At 45.5% G+C, this 25,035-nt stretch carries 20 protein-coding genes and 2 tRNA genes; 15 read left to right on the top strand and 7 right to left on the bottom strand.

Annotated features, from left to right (window positions below; genetic code table 11):
* Window positions 1-2 precede the first annotated feature (2 nt).
* From msrQ to EKG39_RS08640, 5 genes are all read left to right on the top strand, one after another.
* Entirely contained in the window at window positions 3-632 is a 630-nt protein-coding gene (gene msrQ, locus EKG39_RS08660) for a protein-methionine-sulfoxide reductase heme-binding subunit MsrQ (RefSeq protein WP_126505300.1), read from the top strand.
* 191 nt (window positions 633-823) lie between these two features.
* Entirely contained in the window at window positions 824-2,470 is a 1,647-nt protein-coding gene (locus EKG39_RS08655) for a methyl-accepting chemotaxis protein (RefSeq protein WP_126505299.1), read from the top strand.
* Between the two features lie 228 nt (window positions 2,471-2,698).
* Complete coding sequence (locus EKG39_RS08650; protein ID WP_126505298.1) at window positions 2,699-3,193, top strand: putative 4-hydroxy-4-methyl-2-oxoglutarate aldolase; 495 nt, start codon at window positions 2,699-2,701, stop codon at window positions 3,191-3,193.
* Between the two features lie 31 nt (window positions 3,194-3,224).
* Window positions 3,225-5,048 (top strand): AsmA family protein, encoded by a 1,824-nt coding sequence (locus tag EKG39_RS08645; RefSeq protein ID WP_126505297.1) that lies wholly within the window; start codon window positions 3,225-3,227, stop codon window positions 5,046-5,048.
* Window positions 5,048-5,635 (top strand): BsuPI-related putative proteinase inhibitor, encoded by a 588-nt coding sequence (locus tag EKG39_RS08640; RefSeq protein WP_126505296.1) that lies wholly within the window; start codon window positions 5,048-5,050, stop codon window positions 5,633-5,635. The genes EKG39_RS08645 and EKG39_RS08640 overlap by 1 nt, the downstream gene beginning before the upstream one ends.
* Before the next feature lie 62 nt (window positions 5,636-5,697).
* Here EKG39_RS08640 and EKG39_RS08635 read toward each other — a convergent pair whose 3' ends face one another.
* The 3 genes from EKG39_RS08635 to gloB form a co-directional block, all read right to left on the bottom strand.
* On the bottom strand, window positions 5,698-7,254 hold the full coding sequence (locus EKG39_RS08635) for a methyl-accepting chemotaxis protein (RefSeq protein ID WP_126505295.1): 1,557 nt from the start codon (window positions 7,252-7,254) through the stop codon (window positions 5,698-5,700).
* A gap of 280 nt (window positions 7,255-7,534) precedes the next feature.
* Window positions 7,535-9,094: a lytic transglycosylase gene (locus EKG39_RS08630; protein WP_126505294.1), complete on the bottom strand. Its 1,560-nt coding sequence runs from the start codon at window positions 9,092-9,094 to the stop codon at window positions 7,535-7,537.
* An 88-nt stretch (window positions 9,095-9,182) separates the two neighbouring features.
* Window positions 9,183-10,001 (bottom strand): hydroxyacylglutathione hydrolase, encoded by an 819-nt coding sequence (gene gloB / locus EKG39_RS08625; RefSeq protein ID WP_126505293.1) that lies wholly within the window; start codon window positions 9,999-10,001, stop codon window positions 9,183-9,185.
* A gap of 178 nt (window positions 10,002-10,179) precedes the next feature.
* Between gloB and EKG39_RS08620 the strand changes: the two genes are divergently transcribed.
* Complete coding sequence (locus EKG39_RS08620) at window positions 10,180-10,914, top strand: class I SAM-dependent methyltransferase (protein ID WP_126505292.1); 735 nt, start codon at window positions 10,180-10,182, stop codon at window positions 10,912-10,914.
* A gap of 113 nt (window positions 10,915-11,027) precedes the next feature.
* Window positions 11,028-11,924, top strand: a complete 897-nt coding sequence (locus tag EKG39_RS08615) for a LysR substrate-binding domain-containing protein (protein ID WP_126505291.1) — start codon at window positions 11,028-11,030, stop codon at window positions 11,922-11,924.
* A 3-nt stretch (window positions 11,925-11,927) separates the two neighbouring features.
* Here the strand turns inward: EKG39_RS08615 and rnhA are convergent, their stop codons facing one another.
* Window positions 11,928-12,398, bottom strand: coding sequence for a ribonuclease HI (gene rnhA, locus EKG39_RS08610; RefSeq protein ID WP_126505290.1), 471 nt, complete (start codon window positions 12,396-12,398; stop codon window positions 11,928-11,930).
* A 67-nt stretch (window positions 12,399-12,465) separates the two neighbouring features.
* On the opposite strand from rnhA, the gene dnaQ reads away from it, so the two are divergent.
* From dnaQ to EKG39_RS08590, 4 genes are all read left to right on the top strand, one after another.
* Window positions 12,466-13,194, top strand: coding sequence for a DNA polymerase III subunit epsilon (dnaQ, locus tag EKG39_RS08605; RefSeq protein ID WP_126505289.1), 729 nt, complete (start codon window positions 12,466-12,468; stop codon window positions 13,192-13,194).
* A 79-nt stretch (window positions 13,195-13,273) separates the two neighbouring features.
* Window positions 13,274-14,521, top strand: coding sequence for a TIGR03503 family protein (locus tag EKG39_RS08600; protein WP_246028462.1), 1,248 nt, complete (start codon window positions 13,274-13,276; stop codon window positions 14,519-14,521).
* A 132-nt stretch (window positions 14,522-14,653) separates the two neighbouring features.
* A tRNA-Asp gene (locus EKG39_RS08595) sits at window positions 14,654-14,730 on the top strand.
* A gap of 69 nt (window positions 14,731-14,799) precedes the next feature.
* A tRNA-Asp gene (locus EKG39_RS08590) sits at window positions 14,800-14,876 on the top strand.
* A gap of 584 nt (window positions 14,877-15,460) precedes the next feature.
* Here the strand turns inward: EKG39_RS08590 and xapA are convergent.
* Window positions 15,461-16,291 carry a xanthosine phosphorylase gene (xapA, locus tag EKG39_RS08585; RefSeq protein ID WP_126505287.1) on the bottom strand — a complete coding sequence of 277 codons (831 nt, stop codon included), beginning with the start codon at window positions 16,289-16,291 and terminating at the stop codon, window positions 15,461-15,463.
* Window positions 16,292-16,421: 130 nt separating this feature from the next.
* On the opposite strand from xapA, the gene EKG39_RS08580 reads away from it, so the two are divergent.
* A complete protein-coding gene (locus EKG39_RS08580; protein ID WP_126505286.1) occupies window positions 16,422-17,354 on the top strand; it encodes a LysR family transcriptional regulator in 933 nt (310 codons plus the stop codon).
* 93 nt (window positions 17,355-17,447) lie between these two features.
* Here the strand turns inward: EKG39_RS08580 and EKG39_RS08575 are convergent, their stop codons facing one another.
* On the bottom strand, window positions 17,448-19,061 hold the full coding sequence (locus tag EKG39_RS08575) for a M28 family metallopeptidase (RefSeq protein WP_126505285.1): 1,614 nt from the start codon (window positions 19,059-19,061) through the stop codon (window positions 17,448-17,450).
* 271 nt (window positions 19,062-19,332) lie between these two features.
* On the opposite strand from EKG39_RS08575, the gene EKG39_RS08570 reads away from it, so the two are divergent.
* The gene (locus tag EKG39_RS08570) at window positions 19,333-21,177 is read left to right on the top strand and encodes a cation:proton antiporter (RefSeq protein WP_126505284.1); all 1,845 of its coding nucleotides are present in this window, start codon (window positions 19,333-19,335) and stop codon (window positions 21,175-21,177) included.
* 99 nt (window positions 21,178-21,276) lie between these two features.
* On the opposite strand, the gene fadE is transcribed toward EKG39_RS08570, so the two are convergent.
* Window positions 21,277-23,724, bottom strand: coding sequence for an acyl-CoA dehydrogenase FadE (gene fadE / locus EKG39_RS08565; protein WP_126505283.1), 2,448 nt, complete (start codon window positions 23,722-23,724; stop codon window positions 21,277-21,279).
* 238 nt (window positions 23,725-23,962) lie between these two features.
* Between fadE and EKG39_RS08560 the strand changes: the two genes are divergently transcribed.
* Together EKG39_RS08560 and EKG39_RS08555 are read left to right on the top strand one after the other, a co-directional pair.
* Window positions 23,963-24,742: a class II glutamine amidotransferase gene (locus EKG39_RS08560; RefSeq protein ID WP_126505282.1), complete on the top strand. Its 780-nt coding sequence runs from the start codon at window positions 23,963-23,965 to the stop codon at window positions 24,740-24,742.
* A 29-nt stretch (window positions 24,743-24,771) separates the two neighbouring features.
* Window positions 24,772-25,029: a hypothetical protein gene (locus EKG39_RS08555; RefSeq protein ID WP_126505281.1), complete on the top strand. Its 258-nt coding sequence runs from the start codon at window positions 24,772-24,774 to the stop codon at window positions 25,027-25,029.
* The last annotated feature ends 6 nt before the right edge of the window (window positions 25,030-25,035 follow it).

Below are 25,035 nucleotides of genomic sequence, written 5' to 3'. Positions count from 1 at the left end.
GAATGCGGTTGACGACAAAACATCTTTTTTGGATAAAGGCAATGATCCACCTCATTGCAATTTTTCCGATAGGTTATCTCATTATTCTTGTTCTGACGAATGGAGCTGGTGGCGATCCTGTTCAGTACATTATTCACTATACCGGGATAGGTGCGTTAAATACCTTGGTTGTCCTGTTAATGGTATCGCCTTTGGCACGTAAGTTTAAACAGGGGATCCTCATTCAAACCCGCAGAATGTTGGGGTTATATGTTTTTGTCTATGCTTCACTGCATATCATGGCATTTGTCAGCCTGGACCTCCTGTTTGAGTGGTCACTATTTCTGCAGGAGGTGGTTAAGCGTCCGTATATTGTAGTGGGGATGATCTGTTACGTCATCTTGATTGCGCTTTCAATCACCTCATTGAAATCACTGAAACGAAAAATGGGTAGGCGCTGGCAGCAACTGCATAACCTGGTGTACCTTTTAGCGCTATTAGCGCCGATTCATTTCTACTGGTCGGTAAAGTCTGAAGTGATAGAACCTGCCATATACATACTGATTGTCTGTTTGCTTTTGTTACTGAGAATGCGCTTTTCAGCAAAGTTATCTCAATATCTTTCTTGGCTGAAGCTCAGATTTATTGCTTAGCGCATTAGTGCAGAAATCCCAATATCAGGACTTGTAGCTGTTCAACTTAATATTATTTGTATGGATCTCGAATTGTGTGAGCTCTGTCTCAGAAAGTTTTGACGATTAATGGTCGGCAATCTTTGACAAACCCGGTTTTATCTTCAAAGGTTATAAGTAGGGCCAATTGCATCAACGCTTAGGGAATGACAATGGACAGTATTAATCGTTTGTTTCGAAAGGTAAAAGTTTCAACCCGACTCTTTGTTATGTTGGGCTTATCGATCGTTGCGACCATTTTTATGTTTCTTTTTGCTCTAGTGAGTATCGATAACCTATTACTCAGTGAGAAAGAGTCAAAGTTGTCATCCTTGGCCGATGTAGGTGAGAAAGTGATCACACGATACTACCAAAGTGCTCAGACTGGCGAAATGACTGAGGATGAGGCCAAGCAAGGTGCCATCTTAGCCTTGGATGAATTGAGATATGCGGGCAAGGAGTATTATTGGACCATAGATACCAGTGGGGTGATGATTCAGCATGCATTTGCTAAAAAACTCATTGGCACCAATGTGTTGGGGATAAAAGATCCGAACGGCGTTAAGTTATTTGAACTCATGGTGTCAGGCACAGAGCGTAAAGAGTATGCGCTGATTGAATATATGTGGAATCGACCCAATGAAAGTGATCCCAGTCCTAAGATGAGTGTGGTGAAGCGCTTTAAGCCTTGGGGCTGGATTGTCGGTACCGGTATGTACGTGGATGATATTAAAACACAGGAAGCCGCTTTTGCCTGGCAGTATCTGTTTATCGGGGGGCTGGTTTGGTTACCTGTTATTTTTATTCTGTTTATCATCATTCAAAGTATTTCACGACCCATGCAGCAGACGATTTCAGCATTCGAGAATATTGCTAAAGGTGAAGGGGATCTGACCCTGCGACTCGAAGAGTCGGGTAATGATGAACTGAAAGAGGTCGCCACTAATTTCAATATCTTTATCGTAAAAATTCAAGCCGTCGTACAATCTGTGTTGACCTCAGTTTCACATAGTCAGGAGCTGGCCACGGGTCTGGCAGCTATCTCTCAGGAAGCAAATCAAGTCACCAATAATATGCAGTCCGAGACGGAAAGCGTTGCAACCGCTATTAATGAGATGTCGATGGCTGCATCGGAAGTTGCCTCTAATGCACAGCTTGCCGCAGACTGTGCCGGAAGTGCAGATTCAGAAGCGGATAGGACGACCAGCGTCGTTGGTAGTGCTATGACCAAGATTAATGAGCTTTCGATCGAGCTTGAAACCACATCAGAAGTTGCACAAGGTTTGCAGGTGAGCTCGGGAAAAATAGGCCAAATTCTGGATGTTATAGTTGGTATTGCGGAGCAAACTAACTTGCTTGCACTGAATGCTGCCATTGAAGCGGCGCGTGCCGGTGAAGCGGGTCGTGGTTTCGCCGTCGTTGCCGATGAGGTGAGGACTCTGGCGAGTCGTACTCAAGAGTCTACACAAGAAATTAATGGCATTATCGATGCGATAAGAAATTCGATTATGAGTGTTAACCAGTCTGTTGAGCAGGCTAAACTTCGCTCCAGTGAGACGGTTCAGGAAACGGGGCAAGTGGTGGATGCACTGGACACCATAAAGTCATCTATTCGTCAGATTTCAGATATGAATATTCAAATTGCAGCCGCTACAGAGGAACAGAGTGCAGTGATAGCAGAGTTAAATATGAATGTGACCCGGATTAATGATATCTCCCTGGAGAATCAAGAGAAGAGTGTTCAAATTGGCAATTCGAGTCAACAGATACAGGACGGTTCAACAGAGCTCAGCAGTTTAGTCTCTAGCTTTAAGATATAGAGATGTCTCGTGTCAACAGCATAGCGAGTATCGAGAGCCAGGCTTATAGCCTGGTTTTTTTATCTGGCAAAGACCGGTAGCGAGTGAGCTGCAACAGGTTTTGTTCCTGTACATTTAACTTCCCTATTTATAGGATGATGAATAAAAAGCAGTAAAAATAATAGCTTCATCTTGTTCGATGATTATGTAGCGGGTAATCTGAACCATCATTATCCTCCGGAGCTCCCTATGAATGACCTGTTACCCGATTTATTTGATCACTTCGCTGGTGAACTTTCGCTTTTATCCGCTAAATTTAAACAGTATGGAAAGAGAGACATATTCTGGGGCGAGGTCGTCACAATTCAGTGCTTTGAAGATAATTCCAAAGTGAAACAGATATTGGCGACAGAGGGTAAGGGTAAAGTGCTCGTTGTCGATGGTGATGCGTCGATGAGGAGGGCGCTCCTCGGTGATTTAATCGCCTTAAGTGCTGTAAATAATCGTTGGGAAGGGATTGTCATTAATGGCTGCGTCAGGGATGCAGGGGCACTTAAGAAGATGGACCTTGGCATTAAGGCGCTTGGTGTAAACCCGATTAAGACGGTTAAACTCGATCAGGGAGAGGTCAATATTTCACTCGACATGGATGGCGTTATAATTGAGCCGGGTATGATGTTATATTCGGACGAAAATGGTGTTGCAATAGCACCTAAGGCATTAGATCTCTCCTTCTTGTTATAAATTTATTCACAAAATTCAGATGGAACCTGTTATGAAAATATTGAAATGGTTTTTTGTTGTATTTTTTATTCTCATCATTTCATTGGCGGCCTACTTGACGCTGGTGTTTGACCCGAATGATTTTAAACCTCAGTTAGTTGACGCCGTAAAAGAGAATACGGGGCGCGATCTGGTGGTCGCAGATGAGTTGTCATGGACATTCTTTCCGTCGATCGGCATAAAACTGTCCAGTGTTTCCCTGTCAAACCCATCGGGTTTCGATACCAGCTCCATGTTGGAAGTCAATGAAATCGTGGCCGAAGTTGCGCTTATGCCTCTGTTCAGCAAGCAAGTTGAAATTGCTCAGCTGAATGTCGATGGCCTGACTGTAAATCTGGAAACGCGTATCGATGGCCAAACCAGCCTGGATGGTCTCGAGGGGAGCAAGAGTGCCGATAAGCCTGCCGCAGGTTCGAGTGCGCAATCCGGTAAAAGCTTAGCTGGGTTGAATATCGGTGGTGTTGCCATCACCAATACTAAAATTCGGATGCTGGATGAGAAGACAGGAACAGAGCAGGTCTTTAATCTGGAAAAGTTAACCTTAGGGCAATTTGCATTAGGGGAGTTTGCGCCACTGGCATATCAGTTTAATGCCGAGCTTCCTGATATGACTTTATCCAGTCATGGTGAAGGATTGATAAAAGTGGATGCTTCCATGCAGGGGATTGAGTTAAAAGATCTTAAAATTCAAAACTCAGTCGCAGGAGAGGGCATACCGAACAAAAAGTTAGATATCAATATACTGACTCAGGTATCTGTTGCATTAGATAAAAAACAGCTAAAACTGTCTTTAGAGGAGTTTGTTGCCGATCAAATAGAGGCCAAAGGAGAGGTGAGTGTTGCCTACGGTGGTAAGGTACCCAATATTGACGGCCAATTGAGTTTCGGTGCGATTGATTTAGATAAATTTATGCCAGCGAGCGATGCAAAGACTCAGACTGATGACCCACAGAAGCAAGCAGCATCGACCAAAGAACCGGATCTCTCGGCGATGAAGTTAGTAAACTTCAAGCTGGGCGTAACCGCTGAGTCGATAAAGGTCGCCAATATGCTCACCAGCAAGTGGGTGATGGATCTTGCGTTAAAAGATGGTGTATTAAATCTGAGTCAACTCACCGCGGATCTTTATAAAGGTACGCTGTCTGTCACCGCGCAAGTCGACTCTCGAAAATCGGTACCGAGTTACAGTTTTGAGAAATCGGTAGAGAAGGTACAGATCCGTGAACTGCTTAAAGATGCTGCAGAGGTCGACCTATTAGCCGGCAGTGCAAACTTTACCGTGAAAGGAAAAGGGAGAAGCTTAATTACGGCCAATATGAAGAAAAATCTTGCCGCAAAGGGTCAGTTTGAAGTTTCAGATGGTGCGTTATATGGCGTCAATATACCTCAGATGTTAAGGGATGCGCAGGCTAAGTTGAGTGGCGATCTCTCCTCAGGCGGTAGCGCTGAGAAGAAAACCGATTTTACCAGTTTAACCGGGTCATTTACGCTTGTTAATGGTGTTGCTTCTAACCCTGATCTACTCATGGCTTCCCCCTTGATTAGACTCTCTGGTGCCGGCACCGCCAACATTCTCACAGAAGCATTAGATTACTCTCTGACCACCTCTGTCGTTGGTTCCCTCGAGGGGCAAGGTGGAGGTGAACGTGAAGCGTTACATGGCGTTGAAATTCCATTTGCTATCTCAGGTACATTTGCTGAGCCAAAATTTTCTCTGGATACTGAAGCCCTGTTCGATGCTAAGTTGAAGCAGGAGACTGAAAAGGTAAAAGATAAATTAAAAGATAGTCTCTTAAAGAAACTGGGTGGATTTTAATGAACAAGTTATTACTCTTATCACTTGGGGGGGTCATGTTAACGGCCTGTTCTCAGGGGGCGAATAAGGATGGCGTCGCCGATAAAGCCATGTCTGAGGAAGGCAGAGCGGTGCAAACGAACTCGAGTGCAGTAGAGATACCTTCAGATCTGAAGTTGCGAGATGACAAATTGATCCCAAAACAGGTTGAGGCAAAAGAGGCGGTGCAAGCCGGGTTGTTAACCGGAGAGCTGCAAGTGATACAAAATAACGGTTTGAGTGTCTTGTTGTCGATCACTAATAATCAAACCTATGGCGTGCTCATTCAATACCGCTCAGGTATGACCGCAGATTTACAGATAATGGATCCACAAGGTGAAAAAGTCTGGGCGTGGTCAGATGATATGATGTTTACTCAAGCACTGAGAGACACCTCGATAGCATCGGGCCAAACGATTAAAGCGCAATTTACAGTGCCTGAAGTTGTGCTCGCTAAGCTTAAGGGCCGGGGTTATTCGCTGGTAGCAAAGTATGTGGGGCATGCGACTGAGTCCAGCCAGGTGGCTATGACAGATGTGAGTGTGTCACTCGACCCCTATATTAATTAACCTGCGAAAGAGAATCTAAGTACAAAAAAGCCAGTGTCTTTGCGGACACTGGCTTTTCTTTATTAGCTATCAAACTGTTTTACCAACTCCAGCTGCCGGCTACTTTGTGCTGTGACCTCTTGGCTGCAGCTGGCAGCATGTTCACAATTTTGTCTGAAGGTATTAGTGCCGGATTCAAGCTCCATCGCACTGGAGTAGACTTGATTAATCACGGTAGATTGCTCTTCTGCAGCAACGGCTATTTGCTCTCCGTTGGCTTCCATTTGATGCAGCGCCTCATTCAGAGATTGCAGACTGTCAGATAACATTTGATCCGATTCAACACTTTTTGATGTCAGCTGATGACTCTGCTGCATCTGACAGACAGCCTGAGCCGTTGTATCGCTTAATGTATCAATTATGGATTGTATCTCCTGTGCCGATGTTTGTGAGTGGTTGGCCAGGCTTCGAACCTCATCGGCCACGACGGCAAAACCACGTCCGGCCTCACCGGCGCGCGCGGCTTCGATTGCTGCATTGAGCGCAAGCAGGTTTGTCTGCTGGGCCAGGCTATCGATGACCTCCAATACAGACTTTACTTTCGCACACTGTAATTCGAGCGCAGAAATTGACTGTTGGGACTCAGTCAACAGGCCGGTGATCTCAGAGGTGGTTTTCTGACTTGTCTCCAGTGCCGATTGCGTCATTTCGATCTTTTCAACCAAGGTGGAGATCTCATCGGCTGAACTGGTTGTACTTTGTGCTATGTCATTAACGGCTTCATTCATCTGACCAATGGCCACAACGACCTGTTCAAGGTTCGTTGATTGTTCAGCTAAGTGAGTTTGATTGGATTGATTCTGTTGATCATGCTCTTCCATGTTCTCTTGTAACTCTTCAGAGCTGTCTTTAACGCGGCCAAGAATTGCCAGGCTCTCCGCTTTTTGCATCCTTAAGCTTAATTCAAGGTGGGATAACTCATCCTGGTAGCCTGTGTAGATGACCTGATTCAGAGTGCTGTCATGAACTGTTCTACTTATGCTCATAAGATGATTAAGTCGCTTATTTAATCTGCTCAAAGGCAGTAAAAAACTGAATAGGCCCAGGGCGCCCAGTCCAATGGCAACAGGCAAGGAGGAAATGGTGGCCAAATAAAACATCAAACATGAAATAGCCCAACTTAGACCCAAGGCTGGAACGATTGAGAGACGATTCTTGGGTTTAATGGTTTTACCTGTATTGATGGCATCGTAACAAGTTTGAGCCCTGGCTTTTAACATCGGCTCAGGCTTGGTTCTGACAGATTGGTATTCGGTTATTTTTCCCTGATGTTTGATCGGCGTGACGAACGCATTGACCCAATAATAGCGACCATCTTTGCAACGATTTTTAACCAGCCCCATCCAGGATTTTCCGCCTTGAACGGTTTGCCATAGGTCCTTGAATGCAGCTTTAGGCATATCAGGATGCCTGATGATGTTGTGAGGTTTTCCAATTAGCTCAGACTTTTCATAACCACATGTCTGCATGAAGTCACTGTTAACGTGAGTGATGTGACTATTAAGATCCGTTGTCGAAAGAATTTTGTAACTGTCCGGATAGGTAACTTCGTGCGCCTGTATTTGATTTTGATTGTCCATAATATCGCTATCTAATTTGATTTGAGTTTTTATTTGGCAGGATTATTAGACATTAGATTCAGTAATACTGTGATAATCAGCAGCTTATAAGATTCATTTTAGATGTTTTTTAAGCTCTTGTGATGGAGTTCGCAATGAAAGGGACAATCTGGTAGAGAGTAGCTTGATAGAGAATTGCTTAATAGAGAGTCGCTTGATAGATAGTAGCTTGATTGGGAGCGTGTATGACTGTGGTATCGTCGCAGTCATACGCTCGAAGGAGTTGCTTTTAGTGCTTGTATTAGGCTTGGACCTTAGTTACATCAACATAAAGCTGCAACTTTTGTCCCGGTTGAATGTACTTACTCTTTTCCAATGAGTTCCAACGCACAAGATCATTGATTCTGACTTTAAATTTTGAAGCAATACGGGCGAGGGAGTCACCCGAACGTACGGTGTAATTAACCTTACGAGTAATAGCTGATGAACTCTGCTTACTGCTCCCGGTCCAGATTGCCAGCTTTTGCCCAATTTTCAGTTGATCTTTAGGCGCCATGCTGTTCCAGCTGGCGAGTTGAGATACTTTAACCTTATGGGTTTTGGCTATTTTCCACAGGGAATCACCCGAGCGGACTTGATAGGTGATCTTTTGGCTGCCACGTTTAACATTTTGTTTTGAGATCTGTCTCTGCCCTAAAGAAAGCGCATATTGGTCAGGGTTCTTGGCTGCCACGGGGATCAACAGGTGCTTGCCGGCGATAATAGTATTTCCCTTGATATCGTTTACCGCGCGCAGTGCAGATGGCGTGGTTCGATATCGTTGAGCAATAAGTCCCAGACTATCACCGGACTTTATCTTATAACGTTCCCAGTTTAGTCTCTCTTTGGCGTCGGTATCAGCCAAAGCAAGGTTAAATCCTAATACTCTGTCAACCGGAAGCACCAAGTTATGTGGTCCTTCAGGTGCCGTAGACCAGCGGTTGTATCCGGGATTGAGTTTATGCAATTCTGAGGTTGTCATATTGGCAAAGCCGGCAGCCAGGGCTAAATCGATCTGTCCCTTCACATTAACCACTTCAATATTAGGTTCATTATCAATCGGACTCAGCTTAATGCCATACTTCTCGGCGTTTTGAATCACATCGGCTAAGGCAAGAAGCTGTGGAACGTATCGCTCTGTTTCCGTTGGCAGATCCAGTGACCAAAAATCGGTCGGCTTGCCATTTCTCTTGTTTCTTTTTACAGCGTTTCTGACACGGCCTTCGCCGGTGTTGTAGGCGGCAATAGCGTAGAGCCAGTTTCCATCGGTTTTCTTATACAGATATTCGAGCATATCCAATGCTGCCACCGTTGCGGCAGGCACATCCCTGCGACCGTCGTACCACCAGTTCATCTGCAGACCAAAATGCTTCGCCATCGGGGAGGTAAATTGCCATAAGCCCGAGGCTGCGCCATGGGAATAGGCAAAAGGATCGAATGCACTCTCAACTATGGGGAGCAGAGCCAGCTCGATGGGGAGATCGCGCTTTTCTATCTCTTCAACAATCAGATAGAGAAATGGCGTGGCCCGCTCGGACACTCTGGCAAGATGTTGAGGGTGCTTGATATACCATTCGCGGTATTGCTTTACTAATTTTTGTTCGGGAACCGGTAGCGCTAATCCAAGGCGAATTCGCTCCCAGACATCTGTGATCTCAACAACTTCAACTTTCGCAGAGGTTTCAGGTTTCTCGATCGTGACCGCAGCTGCGATCGGATTGATGCTTTGGCTTTGATTGGCTTCGGGAGCCGGGGCGTCAAGTGACTGACAGGCCGAAAGCAGGGAGAGACTCCCTGCAATTACAATAGTTTGTATGCGCATTAAAAAACATTCCTTAATTCTGTCCCTCTGTTTTTTTGAAAACTTGATAAAACGGGGACTTATTTAGCGCATCATTCTAATTTATTTTTTAGAAGTTGTCCTTCCATTGTCTGAGAAGCCCGAAAATGGTGACATTATCTGAGTGATTAACCTCGAAACGGCTGCAAACTGAGCGCTGGATCGTCCGCGTATGGCAGCGAAGGAAAGGGTTGATGCTAAGCTCGAGCTCTATGTTGGATGGGAGGGTTGGTTTTCCCTGGTTTCGTTGGGCGTTACAGTAAGTATTATGAGCCGCCAAAGCCTCATTTTCCTTATCTACAGCGAGGGCAAACTTAAGATTTGAAAGTGTGTATTCATGAGCGCAATACACCTGAGTATTGAGGGGCAGTTTGGCTAATGCTTGCAGTGAATGGTGCATCTGCGTAGGTGTTCCTTCAAATATTCGCCCGCAGCCGCCGCTGAACAATGTATCACCACAAAAAAGGTGGTTTTCTATCAGATAAGCAATATGGCCTAAGGTGTGCCCGGGGACAGAGATAATCTTTGCCGTCGATGTTAGTTTTGACAGAGTGACCTCTTTTTGGGTCAATATCGGCGTTTTTATATGGGCGATATTTTCATTCGCCGGGCCAAAAACCTCTAATTCATGAGCGGAGTACTCGATGAGCCTTTCAAGCCCCCCGGTATGGTCCTCATGGTGGTGAGTGATTAATACACCAGCCAATACCTGTTTGTGCTCTTTCAGATGGCGTATTACCACCTCTGCATCACCGGGATCGACGACATAAACAAAAGAGTGTGATGCTTGGGAGATCACCCATATATAATTATCATCAAACGCGGAGATTGGGGTGACGGTTAAGCTATCAGAGCTGGATTTTGATACTGGCGATTGCGCGTCTTGCATACTGAGATCCCGATTCAAACAAATAATAGTACTAGGGTCAGTTTACTTAGCAATGCTATTGCTTGTATAGCGCTTTAACGCTTTAATAGTTATATCTTTAATATTGTTTTACTTGCATCACTATTTTTTCAAGGTCATCTCATCAACTTGCTATTTGAGTGATCCACAGGAGTTAACATTGTCAGTTAATCCCAGTCCACAGCTACCCGAGCAATGGTCTCAACTGCCCCATGGCGAGACCATTAAACGACATATTGAAACAGAGCTGGCGCCCTGGTGGCCTAAGGTATTTGGTTATCATATGTTGAGTCTGGGGGCCTTGAGTTCAGAGCTTGATATGCCGGGGCTTCCCATTGGTCGACGCTTTTCTCTGTTCGACGGTGACGGCGCAGCACTTAGAGCCGATTTTAATGAGTTGCCGATACAAAACGGGGTTATCGATGCGGTGGTTATGAATATGCTGCTTGAATTTGAGCCGGATCCCTATAAATTATTGCGTGAAACTGACCGGGTTTTGATTTCGGGGGGCTATCTTTTTATCATAGGTTTCAACCCGCTAAGTCCCGCTTTTATTGGTAAGATATTTCCTAAACAACAAGAGGAGTTCCCCTGGTGCGGCCGTTTTTTCATGCCTTCCAGGGTAAAAGATTGGCTTGGGGTGCTAGGGTACCAGGTCGTTGGTGATGAGCGTTTGTTATATCACCATATGCTGAGTGATATTAATCAGGACAGTATCTGGCAACATGCATTAGAGGCATGGTTGCCGGGGGCTGGCAGTTTATATCTTATTGTTGCCAGAAAACTAGAGTCTCCCTTAACGCCGCTCCATGAGAAGAGAAAAATCAGGCAGCCTAAGTGGAGCACGGCGCCAAGTGCAGGGCGAGCGGGACATCATTCAAAGCAACAGAGTTAATTTGGATGCAGTGAACAATAAATTAATTTTCGTATGTTAGGCTGGGTAATTGATATCGATAGGTATCATCAGTCGGTTTAAAAAACATCAGGTAAATTGCAGAACAGAAGCAGATGCGAATAACATTAAAACAGCTAACAATTTTTGAAGCGGTAGCACGAAGTGGCCAAGTTGCCCGTGCGGCCGAAATGGTCAACTTATCGGCTCCGGCAACCTCGATGGCACTGTCGGAACTCGAGAACCAATTGGATGCAAGGCTATTTGAGAGAGTCGGTAACCGGCTAAGACTTAACTCTCAGGGCAGTTTACTACTGCCTTTAGCGACGGAAGCCCTGCAAAAGTTCGATCAAATTGAGCATCTTTTTTCTTCTCCGGAAGCGGAACTCAGTGGCACATTAAATGTCAGTGCCAGTTCTACCATTGGCAATTATTTGATGGCAAAAAGTTCGGTTGCATTTTGTCAGCAACATACCAGTGCGCTTGTTGACCTCGATATCTCTAATACGCTTGCCGTGATTAAGTCGGTACTGGAATTTCGCAGTGAAGTCGGATTCATTGAGGGACAGTGCCTTGATAGTCGAATAAGAGTCGAGGCCTGGCATAAGGATAAACTATTGGTCTTTTGTCATCCTGCACACCCTTTAGCCGGTCAACGGGTAGCGCCGCACGCACTGAAAGGCCAGCCCTGGGTGATGAGAGAGGAGGGCTCCGGTACACGAGACTACTTTCTCAGCTCCGCTCAAGCCTTGGATATGCAGCCCATCGAAAAGTTTAACTTCTCAACGCCTGATGCCATCAAGCAAGCGGTAAAGCAGGGGGCTGGCCTGGCCGTACTGTCAGAGCTTACACTTGAGAAAGAAGTAAGCCGAAAAGAGCTGGCGATTATTGAAGTTGAAGGGCTGGAGCTGGAGCGTCAGTTTTATCGAATTCATCACAAGAGTCGAAAGTCGACACCTTTATGTGATGCCTTTATCGACTTCTGCAACAGCTTTATTAATGTGACAAGTTAAGGGTTAAACCTGATAACCGATATCTTCTTGTTTAGGGTTTGCTTCTGCGGCTTCTCTGGCTAAGGTGTCACAGCGTTCATTTTCAACATGCCCCGCATGGCCTTTAACCCAGCGCCAGTCAATCTCATGGCCTTGGCTGGCCTGATCTAACCGCTTCCACAGATCAACATTTTTAACTGGCTGTTTACTTGAGGTGATCCAACCTTTTTTCTTCCAGCCATGGATCCACTGAGTGATCCCCTGTCGCATATATTGACTGTCGCTGGTCAACACGATTTTACAGGGTATCTTTAGTGCTTCTAATGCAATAATTGGTGCCAATAATTCCATGCGATTGTTGGTTGTTAACAGGAAACCGTCAGCGATCTCTTTGGTGTGTTGCTTGTATTTCATCACCACACCATAGCCACCCGGACCAGGATTACCTAAGCAGGAGCCATCAGTAAATATAGAGAGCTGTTTCATACCCATCATCAAGTTGCTACCATAGTCAAATCGTTGGGCGAGTATACCCAAAAACTAAATAAGTGCTATTAATCTTATGAATATCGTTTCAAGTGCAAAACGTCAGGTTATTCTGGATACAGAAACCACAGGTATGAACCAAGGGGCTGGTGCCATCTATCTTGGCCACCGTATCATCGAAATTGGTTGTGTTGAGGTGATTAATCGTCGTCTAACCGGGCGCCATTATCACGAGTATATCAATCCTCAACAGATCATCGATGAAGAAGCGATAGAAGTTCACGGTATTACCAATGAATATGTCGCCAACAAACCCAAATTTGCCGAGATTTCACAAAGTTTTATCGACTTTATTGATGGCGCCGAAGTGGTGGCACATAACGCGAGCTTCGACGTTAGCTTTATGGACCACGAGTTCTCTCTGTTGCAGCCAAGAGGTCCGAAAACCGCCGATATCTGTCCTATTCTGGATACATTGGATATTGCAAAGTTCTTGCACCCGGGACAGAAAAATAACCTGGATGCCTTGTGTAAGCGTTACGGCATAGATAACTCTCGCCGTGAACTCCACGGCGCATTACTCGATGCGGAGATCTTAGCCGACGTCTATCTTATGATGACGGGTGGCCAGACTAAGTTTAATCTTTCCGGCGAAAAAGCAGGTGAAGAGGGGGGAGGCATCAATCGTTTGGATAGAAATAGAGCAAACCTTAAAGTGATCAGGGCTACGGCCGATGAACTAACTAAGCATGAAGAAAGATTAGATTTAGTTGCAAAATCAGGACAATGTATTTGGCGAGGATAAACGTCACTTTATGACTCTAATGAAGATCAAGAACAAACTCGTTGGCTCACTTTTAGCGCTGAGCTTTGGCTTGAGCGCCATGGCCGTTGCCGATGTAGTGCCGTCTCAGCAGGCCCATGAACTCAAGAATCGTTTTCGAATCGACCATATGGTCGATAGCCTGACTTTAGTTATTCAACGCAAATACGGCAGCGGCCCCGTTATTATCGTTTTACCCGATGGCAGTAAATGGTACGCCAGTCGCCACCCCAAACACGTTAAATGGGTCGATGGTCTCAGTGGTGACATTGTGACTATCGAAAAGCCGATGCCTGGTCCGTGGCAGTTACTTGGCCGTGTCGTTCAAGGTTCCACAATAAAGAAAATCTCTGAATTAGACATATTTGTCGAGCCTTTCCCACAGCCTCTGTTTCAAGGAGAGCGCTTAAAAGTTACGGCACAACTATTAGGTGATCAACAACGTATCAGAATGCCCGGGCTGGATTATCTGGTCGAGTGGACGGCGAAGTTTGTCAGTGACCATCAGGTTGGTGAAGAAAATTTTGCTACGGGAAATATTGTCGTAGGCTCCTATAAAGATAATGGTGAAGGATTAGATGAGCGTCCAGATGATGGCGTATTTACCGGGAAAATAAACTTAACTCAAGCCTGGGGCACTTATGATCTCCATGTTAATGCGAGAAATAATATTTTTGCCAGGGATTTTCATCATAAATTTGTATTGTCTCCTATTCCTATAAATGTCGATGTTATCGAACCTGAAGACCCCTTGAAAGACAGGTGGAAGTTGTTTGTACAGGTCAACGACGAGGCAGTTAGATTAGATGAGACACATTTAGATTTTGAATTAGTGGGACCGGCGGGGTTACAACTTCCTATTACCATCAATGGACTTGAAGAAACCGAAAGTGAGTTGTTGCTGCCTGAAGTGGCAGAGTTTGGCAGTTACCGGATTAAAGGTGTCGCGGCAACGACCACGCTGAATGGAAGAGAGATCATGCTCACTATGCCTGAGCGTTTCTTTAATTTGATTAAGCCACCGGAGCCACCACCAACGGCAGAGGAGTTAGCTGCTATTGCGGCGAAGAAAGCGGCTATTGCCGAAAAGAAAGCTAAGGAAGATGCTGTTTTTTGGATAATACTGGTTAACTGTGGTTTATTAATCTTCGGTATTCTAGGTCTACTTATCTGGCGTAAACGTCGCAACTTGAAAGAGGCGTTAGCGGCAACTCAGTTACGTTTAGATGAAGAGAAGGCAAAGCAGAAGGATCTTGGCCCGGCGTTGGATGAAATTGATTTAACTATGCCGGAAGATCCACCATCATAAACTTGGCCGTTTCGGTTGAAAAAAGCAGCGAATATCATTGAATCGCTGCTTTTTTAACTAATCAGTTTAACTCTTTAAAAAATTGATTGACGAGACCAACCGACCTCTATATTATTCACCGCAACTTGATGTGGAGCGGTAGTTCAGTTGGTTAGAATACCGGCCTGTCACGCCGGGGGTCGCGAGTTCGAGTCTCGTCCGTTCCGCCAATCAAGTTGTTAAATTTAGTTTTATTGTTAGTGACATAACGATGAAACAGCTGCAAAGCAATAAGTTTAGGAGCGGTAGTTCAGTTGGTTAGAATACCGGCCTGTCACGCCGGGGGTCGCGAGTTCGAGTCTCGTCCGTTCCGCCAAACAACGAAGCCCTTGTCGAAAGACAAGGGCTTTTTTGTGTCTGAAATTCAGTAGATTTAATTCAGAGCGGTCACTATCTCCCATCCATGGTCTGCGTGACATTTGTGCTTCCATGCACTTAGTAGTTCAGTTGTGCCATCAATGCTCCCGAAATTGATATGGCATACACTCCTTGAAAACATGGATGTTTGAATGCCGCAGTAATAGGATATTTAGGAGCGGCCCATGGAGATATTAGCTTCTTTTGCATAGAAAGCATCCCTGCACCGTGCCAGTTTGTCATCTGACCGATAGGGATATTGGAAATGTCAAAAAATGTAAGGAACATTTTTGACCATGACTTTCGTTCATGAGCTTATGGCTTTGCCATATTCACCCTGTCTCACGTGCCGAAGGCACATTCCAATGTTTTGATAAGAGCGAGTCCGCTCCGCCTGAGTCTGATATTTAAAAAACGAAGCCCTTGTCGAAAGGTAAGGGCATTTTGTATCTGAATTGAGTAAATTCTATTTAAACTTTTTACTCTCGATTAATTATGGTCTTCAAAGCTCCTGCCAGTGATGTGGCATACTCTCCATCAATATTAGCCTCGAAAATGGTTTGCCATAAAGGCCTTGATTAACTTGATAAAGTCATTCTGCGCTAACTTTGCACACTTAAGTGTTTGGTCATGTGACAGGGCGACATCTCCTAAGCCTTCGGCCATATTAGTGATCGCACAGATTGCCAGTACGGGGAGGTTACAGTGGGCCGCAGAGATGACCTCTGGTACCACTGACATTCCGACCACGTCTCCGCCAATGATCTGCATCATGCGTATCTCGGCAGCCGTTTCGAAATTAGGCCCACTGTATGAGACAAATACTCCTTCCTTGGCATGAATACTTTCTCTGTTTGCCACCTCTAAGGCTTCAATACGTAAGGATTTATCATATGCATTGGCTAGGCTAAAAAATCGTGGGCCATAGGCTTCATCATTACGGCCGGTCATGGGAGTGCCTGGCATGGTATTTATGTGGTCATTGAAAATGACGAGAGATCCGACATCGATGCTATCAGGGCGTAAAGATCCGGCGGCATTGGTAACGATAACAAGTTCACAGCCTAATCGCTTAAATGTACGTATCGGATTGGTCATGACTTTCATACTTTGGTGCTCGTAGTAGTGGCCGCGGCCCTTCATACAAACCACTTCGATGCCATTCATCAGCCCAAGAACTAACTCGCCGGAGTGACCTTCGACTGTGCTGACAGGGAAGCCATCAAGCTCTTCATAGGCAATGCAGACTCTCTGTTCCAGTTCGTCGGCAAGGATCCCCAGGCCAGATCCCAGGATGAACGCCGCTTTAGGGCTGAAATTTGGTTTATAGGCTGAAATGATGGCTAGTGCATTGTCTACAGGATCTATGTTCATGGTTTTTCCCTGATGATTAATTGTCTTACGTTTAATTTACCCCATGCTTTATTCGTAATTAATCACTAAATTCCACACTATTATCCTGATTTAAAGTACAATTAGGCGTCTAATAGCGGGGAACCGAATAATGGATATTAATGAAAATGTGTTAAGTGGACGAATAACATTGAAGATGCTTCGTTACTTTTATGCTGTGTCCCAATGTATGCACTTTGGCCGGGCTGCAGAGCAGCTTAATATCTCAAAATCGCCCTTGAGCGCTCAAATTAAAGAGTTAGAGTCTGTGCTGGATGTGATTCTATTTGAGCGCACCACCCGCCATGTTCAGCTCACCGAAGTCGGTCTGTTATTGGAACAGGAGTGTGCACTACTGTTTGATATGTTTCGTGATTCGATAAATAAGGTGACTCAGGCAGGTCGGGAGATAGATAAGACTATCAATATAGGTTTAATGAGCTCAATATTTTGGGCCGGTTTCGGGGCTGCTCTGAGAGAGTTCAAAAAGAACCACCCGGAATATGTCTTTAATTTTATTGAGTTGGCACCACAGAAGCAGAAACAAGCGTTAATCGAGCATAGTATCGATATTGGCTTGGCCCGATTTGCCGATACCCGCAATATTCATCCTCTCAGTGCCAAGCTTTTATACGCAGAACCCATGTGTGTAGTGGTGTCTGATGAGAATCCGTTGAAAATGAATAAAAGTCTCAGTTTGGATGAGCTTATCGATGAAGAGTTTGTTTTTATCAACCGCACAAACTCTGCTTCCACCGATATGATTATTAAGTCTCTTTTAGATTGTGGTTTTTACCCTAAGGTGGCTCAGGAGGTCATTGAACCGACGACGCTAATGGCGGTTGTGGCGACGAGCGCTATGGTGTCGATTGTTCCTCAGAGTTACTGTCAACATCAATGGCAGAATGTGTGTTTTATTCCGTTAAAAGAGGCCATTTCAGCGGATATCTGCGCCATCTATGACAGCAGGAGTAAAAGAGAGTCTGTAAGTGAGTTTTTAAAAGTGATACCCACTTTACTGAGTCAGCAAAATATCAGCAGTTAATCAGTTAGTTAAGCCGTTTGAAAAGCTGCCCCCCTCTAATTTTAAGAAACCAGTCCTGAACGAGGGGGGGATCGCGTATTTTACGAGATGGTATTACATCCCGGGCATATCTTCGGCTCTGCGTTTCTTAAAGTCTGAATCAGCCTTCCATTTGGGCCAATCATCATTGGCCGCCAGCTCACTTGCTATATCGACAATCAAATCGATCTCCTGTTGCATACCGCCTAATGACCATGAGGGGGAGTAGTCGTCGGCCTCTTTATGGTATCTGTGGCTGATATAGTCAGGATCGGTATCTCCCAGACTCATAAACAGTAAACCAGGTACACCTTGTTTGGCTAATGAGAAGTGGTCGGAACGAAAGAACAGACCATTTTGCGGCCTGGGATCGAGTTTAACGTGACGTTGCTGTTTACTCGCAGCCTTCTCCAGATAATTCTCAAGTTCTGACATGTTCTTGCCATATTGCAATACATAGTCGACGCCATCCAGGGCGTTCATACCGTCAATGTTCAGTAAGCCGACGATGTTTTTCGTGGGTAAAACTGTGCCGCGGGCAAAGAGTTCAGAGCCAATCATGCCCGTCTCCTCAGCGGTAAAATTGGCAAAGAGGATTGAACGTTCAAACGGCTTAATCTTGTGGCGTTCCATCAGTATACGTGCAATTTCCAGTGTGCCTGCGACACCAGTGGCATTATCTATGGCGCCATTATAGATTTTGGGTCCCTCTGGTGTCTGCTGCGTACCAAAATGATCCCAGTGGGCACTGACGATAATGGTTTCATCGGGTCTTTTACTGCCTTTAATTAACGCCAGCACATTGCTTGATTCAGCATGCTCTATGGCTGTGGTCAGCGTTAAGTTAGCTGTTTGCTTAAAAGGAATAGGCTCAAAGTTACGGGTGATAGCCTGGTGTTTCAATGAGTCAAAATCAAGACCTGCCTGGGCAAACACCTGTTTGGTGGCTTCATGCTGTATCCAGCCCATGATTGGTAACTTACTTTTGTTATTCTCATCGTCGACTAAGGTGTATTTACTGCCGGTGTTTGAGCTTTCTACAACACTCCATGGATAGGCGGCAGGTGCTGTTTCATGGACTATAAGTACTGCTTTCGCGCCCTGTCTGGCCGCTTCTTCGTACTTATAGGTCCAACGGCCATAATAGGTCATGGCGTTGCCGGTAAATAGAGTATCGTCTTGTGTTGCAAAGCCTGGATCATTGACTAAAACAATGACAGTTTTATCTTTGACGTCAATATCGCGATAATCATTCCACTGATATTCTGGGGCATTGATGCCATACCCTACAAATACCAGCTCCGAATCATTCAGCTTGATATCGGTATCCATCTGCTGAGTACGGGCGGTAAAATCTTTCCCTGCCCGGAATTCAAGCTCGCCGATGGTTAACATCATGGATTGGTCAGAGGTGAGCTTAGCCATGGGAACAGTTTGGAAGAAGCTGCCATTATTGCCTCCGGTTAATCCCATTGCACGATATTGTTGCGCCAAATAATCAATGGTAATTTTTTCCCCTTCGGTCAGTGGACCTCGACCGGCAAATTCATCGGAAGCCAGTATTTTTATATGGCGATGAGCATTATCCAGGTTGACTTCAGAGGTTGGAGTTTTTGAAACCTGTTGCCCGCATGCCGTTAAAAATAACGTTGATAAGAACGTCATTAACAAAATTTTTCTACTATTCATGTTGTTGTTCGTATTGTGAATAAGGATTAAACACTATAAATCATTTTATTATCACGCGCATAGGCTGTTTCTTTTATCCATAGCTCAAATTTGAGCCATACTCATCTCATTCAGCAAAACTATTCCGTTATCAGCAGCCTTTAAGTCAATAGAGCCAACTCAGTAGAAGATGCTTGCTTGAGTTTACAACTTTTGATGATGCGGACGGATTGAAATATGGGCGAGTACTTTGTAAGAGCGAAGCCAATAGCACTGCTTGAGGAAGAATTATATGGTTGAACAGATCACAGCCATGCTTGGACTGGTAGGTGTGTTATCCCTTGCTTGCCAGTGGATAGGCTGGAAAATGAGATTACCTGCGATTTTGCCCCTCTTGTTATGTGGTTTAATCATGGGGCCAGTGCTTGGTGTACTCGACCCAGATGAACTCTTTGGTGATCTGCTTTTTCCCATTATCTCCTTAGGTGTCGCCGTCATTCTGTTTGAAGGGGCATTGACCCTGAACTTTAAAGAGATAAAAGACCATGGCCGCATGGTCACGCACCTGGTATCGGTAGGTGCGCTGGTCACCTGGCTTTGTATTGGGGGGGCAACTCATCTTCTTTTAGGGTTTAGTTGGACAATGGCCATGTTATTTGGTGCCTTGGTCGTCGTCACCGGTCCGACTGTTATCGTGCCTATGCTGCGAAGCGTTAAGCCAAAGTCACAGCTGGCCAGCATCTTACGCTGGGAGGGCATTATTATCGATCCCATAGGTGCACTACTTGCCGTATTGGTTTTTGAATATATCGCCGTGGCAGCCGATCCGACTACTCATATGATCTATGCACTCGGTTATATGCTTGGGGTCGGCTTAGGGTCCGGTGCATTGGCCGGTTACCTTGTTGGACTGGTCTTAAGGAAAAACCTTTTGCCTCATTACCTGAAGAACACCGCCGTGTTGACCATTATGCTCGGGCTGTTCGTCGGTTCTAATTTGTTGCAGGAGGAGTCCGGTCTATTGAGTGTCACCGTGATGGGCATCTTCTTAGCCAATATGAGAGGGGTCGATATTGCCGATATTATCGAGTTTAAAGAGACGCTAACGGTTCTGCTTATCTCAGCCTTATTTATTTTGCTGGCCGCTCGTCTGGACTCGCATGCATTGCTAAGTCTGGGGTGGGAGGGAATAGGGTTATTGGCGGTTGTAATGTTTATTGCTCGCCCCCTGAGTGTCTGGTGCTGCGGAATTGGAACGTCTTTAAGTCGTGCGGATAAGTGGTTTTTAAGTTGGATGGCACCTAGAGGCATCGTTGCTGCGGCTGTATCTTCCCTCTTTGCAATTAAGCTCGAAGGCTTGGGCGTTGAAGGAGCTGGGTTAATTGTACCTTTGGTTTTTTTAATTATCATAGGAACTGTGGTGATTCAAAGCTTAACGGCTGGGTTGTGGGCCAGATATCTGGGGGTTAATGCCGGTTCCTCTGAAGGCTTATTGATCTTTGGCGCAGCGCAGTTTTCCCGTGAACTGGCAAAAGTCCTAAAATCTAAACAGGTTAGCGTTATCCTGGCGGATAATAACTGGAATAATATCAGATTGGCTCGTATGGACAATATCCCCGTTTATTTTGGTAACCCTGCATCGGAACATGCGACAAATTTTCTCGATATGACGGGAATAGGGCGCTTGTTGGTAATTTCTCCCTACAGGCAGCTCAATCCTCTGGTGAGTTTTCACTATCAGGATCTATTAGGCAGCGAGAAGGTCTATGGTTTGAGTAACACTGAAGAGACCAGCGCGCGACACCAGTTATCCGAAAGCTACCTGAAAAGGTTATGTTTATTTGGGGAGTCTGTCTCCTATGCCAAGTTAGCCAGTTTAATGGCCAAGGGGGCGGTGATTAAGAGTACTAATATAACCGATAATTTTAGTTTTGATGATTTTCGCACCCGCTATGGAGACAGTGCCATGCCTCTTATCTATCTGGAGGGGAGTAAAGTGCATATCTTTACTGCTTCAACTCCTCAGCTATCGAGCGGAATCGAGTTGATCAGTCTTTTGCCGGTCGAGGCACAGGCCTTGGCTAAGCAGCAGAACCTGTTATCTGAGAGTCAGGGGGACGCAGAGGCAGAGGGGTGATCAGCAACGAAGCGGAGATTTATTAACGGGAAAGAAGAAGGAGGCTTTCGCCTCCTTCAATTGTTTTACTTATTACATCTTAATGCAGGGCATTAACGGTTAAGCCGCCTGCTCATGACTCGGGGTTGTGACAGTGAAAGCACGTAACTCGTCAGAATCGAAGTCATCAACGTTAATTGATTTCATACGGCCAATCTCTGCACGTTCAAGCAAGTCAACTTCATCTTCGCTCAAGACACCCAGTGCCTTTCCTTCGGCAGCTATCTTGTCCAGCCACATGAATGGGAGACGTTTACCCGCGGCTTTACACACTTTGTCATACAGAGGTTCACAAGCGAGAATGTCCTTAAACGTCTGCTCTTGAACACCAACGGCATTGTTTTCACATGCAGTCCAGAATTGACCTTTACCAAGACGATCACGACTTGCGCAAGGTGTCTGCATAATCTTAGCGACTTTATGGTCCAGCACGTCACTCGGGCGTTTTAGCGGGCGGCCAAATGGGAAGATAACCAGGCGTAAGACATGACCCAGACCCATGGGGAAGTTATCTAACAGGTCATCGAGGGAATCCTGGAGCTTATACAGACAATCTTCAACGGCCCATTGTACAAGTGCCAGATCTTCTGTTTGACGTCCGTCGTCTTGATAACGCTTAAGTGTCGCCGACGCCAGGTATAGCTGACTCAATAGATCGCCGAGTCGAGCCGAGATGCGCTCCTTACGTTTCAATCCGCCACCCAGTGTTGCCATGGCCAGATCAGAGAGCAGAGCCAGGTTAGCACTGAAACGGTTCATATGCTGATAGTAACGTTTTGTCTTATCAGAATATGGAGAGTTTGAGAAACGGCTTGAGGTAAGACCCAGCCAGAAACTGCGAACCAGGTTACTGGTTGTGAATCCGATATGTCCAAACAGAGCCGAATCAAAGTCGGTCAGACCTCTATTGCTATCAGAATCGAATGCCGACTCCATCTCTGCCAATACATAAGGATGACAACGAATAGCCCCTTGGCCATAGATGATCATCGAGCGGGTCAAGATGTTTGCACCCTCAACAGTAATAGCAATCGGCGCCGCTTGGTAGCCACGGCCGAGATAGTTATTCGGGCCTAAACATACGCCTTTACCACCATGGATATCCATCGCGTCGATAACACATTTTTGCATTCTATCGGTCAGGTGGAACTTAACGATGGCTGAGATCACCGAAGGTTTTTCACCTAAATCGATACCCGTAGTGGTTAAGGTTGTTACTGCATCCATCAGGTAAGCGTTACCACCGATCCGAGCCATAGGCTCTTCGATACCTTCGAGTTTACCGATAGGTAGCTTGAATTGACGACGAATACGGGCATATGCCCCGGTCGCCACGGCAGCGGTTTTAACACCACCGGCAGAGTTTGAAGGAAGAGTGATACCACGACCAACAGATAGACATTCAACCAGCATGCGCCAACCTTGTCCCGCCATCTCCGGCCCGCCGATGATGAAGCTCAATGGAACGAAAACGTCTTTACCTTTAGTTGGTCCATTTTGGAACATACAGTTTAGTGGGAAGTGACGACGACCGGCCTCAACCCCTTTAATATTCGTTGGAACGAGCGCACAGGTGATGCCAAGTTCCTCTTTATCACCCATCAGGTGATCAGGATCCTGTAGTTTAAATGCGAGTCCAAGTACTGTAGCTGTTGGCGCCAGGGTGATGTAGCGTTTGTTCCAGGTTAACTTCATACCTAAAACTTCTTCACCTTCCCACTCACCTTTACAGACGATACCAAAATCAGGAATGGCACCGGCATCGCTGCCTGCTTCCGGGCTGGTTAGGGCAAAACAAGGAACTTCGAGACCTTTAGCGAGTCTTGGCAGATAATGGTCTTGCTGGGCTGGGGTACCGTAGTGTTGGAGCAGCTCGCCAGGACCTAAAGAGTTTGGTACGCCAACCGTTGAAGCCAATTCACTGCTGACCCCGGCAAGTTTTTGCAGAACGCGAGATTGCGCGTAGGCGGAATACTGAAGACCACCATACTTTTTCTTGATGATCATTGCGAAGAAGCCGTGATCTTTCAGGTACTGCCAGACTTCTTCAGGTAGATCGCCAAGTTGATGGGATACCTGATGTTGGTTGACCATTTTACACACTTCTTCGACCGGACCATCCAGGAAAGCTTGCTCTTCGGCACTCAATCTGGCCGTAGGGTAGTTATGAAGTTTTTTCCAATCAGGCTTACCTGCAAAAAGGTCCGCATCCCACCAGGTTGTACCCGCTTCGATAGCTTCTTTTTCAGTAGAAGACATCTCTGGCATGATGCCGCGGTAGAGTTTTAACAGAGGTCTTGTCAGATAGTTTTTTCGAAATGCACTGATGTTTAGGGGAAGCGCGATAGCTAAAAAGATAATCCACACAAGGGGACTAATAACTTCAGTTGCTGAACCGACTGCCATGACGACAGCGGCGATGATGCTTGATGTAAGCAGAGATACTCTTAAATAGGCCAAAGCGCCTAATGTAAAAAGCATCGCAAGGATCCAAAGTAGGGTAGTCACTGTTATTCTCCTTAAAATGCGACCTGAGTATTGACCAGAGGTCAAAAGTTTGTTGATCGTAATCACAATTATAGGTTGTGGTCAGACCTGTGTCGCATAAAATTTAACCCTATGTGTGACTTAATACAAGTATTATTTCAAACAAACGTTTAAATAATTATTTAAACTCCCAATTCCACTTTTAGTTTCATGGTATTAGAATAGAATTATTGTAGATAGTGATGAATAGGGCGTATGAATGTGTGAACTACTGGCGATGAGTGCCAATGTGCCGACAGATATTGTTTTTAGCTTTACCGGCCTGGCTCAAAGAGGCGGTGTCACAGGCCCTCATGTTGATGGTTGGGGGATCACCTTTTATGAGGGAAAAGGGAGTCGTACTTTTAAAGATGCCTGCCCAAGCAGCGAGTCTCATATTGCGAAGCTGATCCAATCCTACCCTATCAAGAGTGAGGTGGTGGTGAGCCATATCCGCCAAGCCAATCGAGGCTGCGTTTCTCTTGAAAATACCCACCCCTTTACGCGTGAGTTATGGGGAAGGTATTGGACCTATGCACATAATGGTCAGCTGAGCGAATATCAGGATAAATTTAAGGTTTCAAGGTATCAGCCAGTTGGCGATACTGATAGTGAACTCGCTTTTTGTTGGTTACTAGAAAAGATCGTAGAAAAATTCGGGGACAACGAACCCGAGGATATTACACTTGTTTATCATTACATTGCTAAGCTTGCCGATGAGATCCGTGCCCTAGGTGTGTTCAATATGATCTTAAGTGATGGCGATCATTTGATGAGCTATTGCAGCAATAACTTGTGCTATATCACACGTAAGGCACCGTTTGGTAAGGCTCGACTCATAGACACAGATGTGGTTATCGATTTCGATAAAGAGACGACGGCAAATGATATTGTCACAGTCATAGCCACCAGGCCATTAACCAATAATGAACATTGGCACATCTTATCTGCCGGGGAGTGGAAGCTGTTTTGTAAAGGCGAGCTGATAGATGCTCAGTGATTGAGTCTCATCGAAAAGCTATTTGAGCCATGAGAGATAAAAATGGAGATGAGGTGATTGTTGGTGACGTCGTAAGGCTACTTCAATTACCCGATGTCGCTTACGATGCGCAGCAGCTCAAAGAAGTTTCTACTATGTTGGGAGAGAGCTTTATCGTTGAGTCGATAGAGTATGAGTGTGTGCAAATATCTAAACCCTTTGAGCATGGTATACGGTTTCATACGCTTTTTCTTTGGCCGGCAGAGTTTGAACTGTTCACTAACTCTACGCTCGATGCATGCATATAGCGCCTT

The sequence above is a fragment of the Shewanella atlantica genome, assembly GCF_003966265.1.
Classification (GTDB): Bacteria; Pseudomonadota; Gammaproteobacteria; order Enterobacterales; family Shewanellaceae; genus Shewanella; species Shewanella atlantica.
The sequence above is the reverse complement of the archived record's forward strand: the minus strand, read 5'-3'. Positions and strand labels throughout refer to the sequence as shown.

Bases quoted from the DNA above. Each gene is read 5' to 3' on its own strand.
- msrQ (WP_126505300.1), top strand. From the start codon at position 3: ATGCGGTTGACGACAAAACATCTTTTTTGGATAAAGGCAATGATCCAC.
- EKG39_RS08655 (WP_126505299.1), top strand. From the start codon at position 824: ATGGACAGTATTAATCGTTTGTTTCGAAAGGTAAAAGTTTCAACCCGA.
- EKG39_RS08650 (WP_126505298.1), top strand. From the start codon at position 2,699: ATGAATGACCTGTTACCCGATTTATTTGATCACTTCGCTGGTGAACTT.
- EKG39_RS08645 (WP_126505297.1), top strand. From the start codon at position 3,225: ATGAAAATATTGAAATGGTTTTTTGTTGTATTTTTTATTCTCATCATT.
- EKG39_RS08640 (WP_126505296.1), top strand. From the start codon at position 5,048: ATGAACAAGTTATTACTCTTATCACTTGGGGGGGTCATGTTAACGGCC.
- EKG39_RS08635 (WP_126505295.1), bottom strand. From the start codon at position 7,254: ATGGACAATCAAAATCAAATACAGGCGCACGAAGTTACCTATCCGGAC.
- EKG39_RS08630 (WP_126505294.1), bottom strand. From the start codon at position 9,094: ATGCGCATACAAACTATTGTAATTGCAGGGAGTCTCTCCCTGCTTTCG.
- gloB (WP_126505293.1), bottom strand. From the start codon at position 10,001: ATGCAAGACGCGCAATCGCCAGTATCAAAATCCAGCTCTGATAGCTTA.
- EKG39_RS08615 (WP_126505291.1), top strand. From the start codon at position 11,028: ATGCGAATAACATTAAAACAGCTAACAATTTTTGAAGCGGTAGCACGA.
- rnhA (WP_126505290.1), bottom strand. From the start codon at position 12,398: ATGATGGGTATGAAACAGCTCTCTATATTTACTGATGGCTCCTGCTTA.
- dnaQ (WP_126505289.1), top strand. From the start codon at position 12,466: ATGAATATCGTTTCAAGTGCAAAACGTCAGGTTATTCTGGATACAGAA.
- EKG39_RS08600 (WP_246028462.1), top strand. From the start codon at position 13,274: ATGGCCGTTGCCGATGTAGTGCCGTCTCAGCAGGCCCATGAACTCAAG.
- xapA (WP_126505287.1), bottom strand. From the start codon at position 16,291: ATGAACATAGATCCTGTAGACAATGCACTAGCCATCATTTCAGCCTAT.
- EKG39_RS08580 (WP_126505286.1), top strand. From the start codon at position 16,422: ATGGATATTAATGAAAATGTGTTAAGTGGACGAATAACATTGAAGATG.
- EKG39_RS08575 (WP_126505285.1), bottom strand. From the start codon at position 19,061: ATGAATAGTAGAAAAATTTTGTTAATGACGTTCTTATCAACGTTATTT.
- EKG39_RS08570 (WP_126505284.1), top strand. From the start codon at position 19,333: ATGGTTGAACAGATCACAGCCATGCTTGGACTGGTAGGTGTGTTATCC.
- EKG39_RS08560 (WP_126505282.1), top strand. From the start codon at position 23,963: ATGTGTGAACTACTGGCGATGAGTGCCAATGTGCCGACAGATATTGTT.
- EKG39_RS08555 (WP_126505281.1), top strand. From the start codon at position 24,772: ATGAGAGATAAAAATGGAGATGAGGTGATTGTTGGTGACGTCGTAAGG.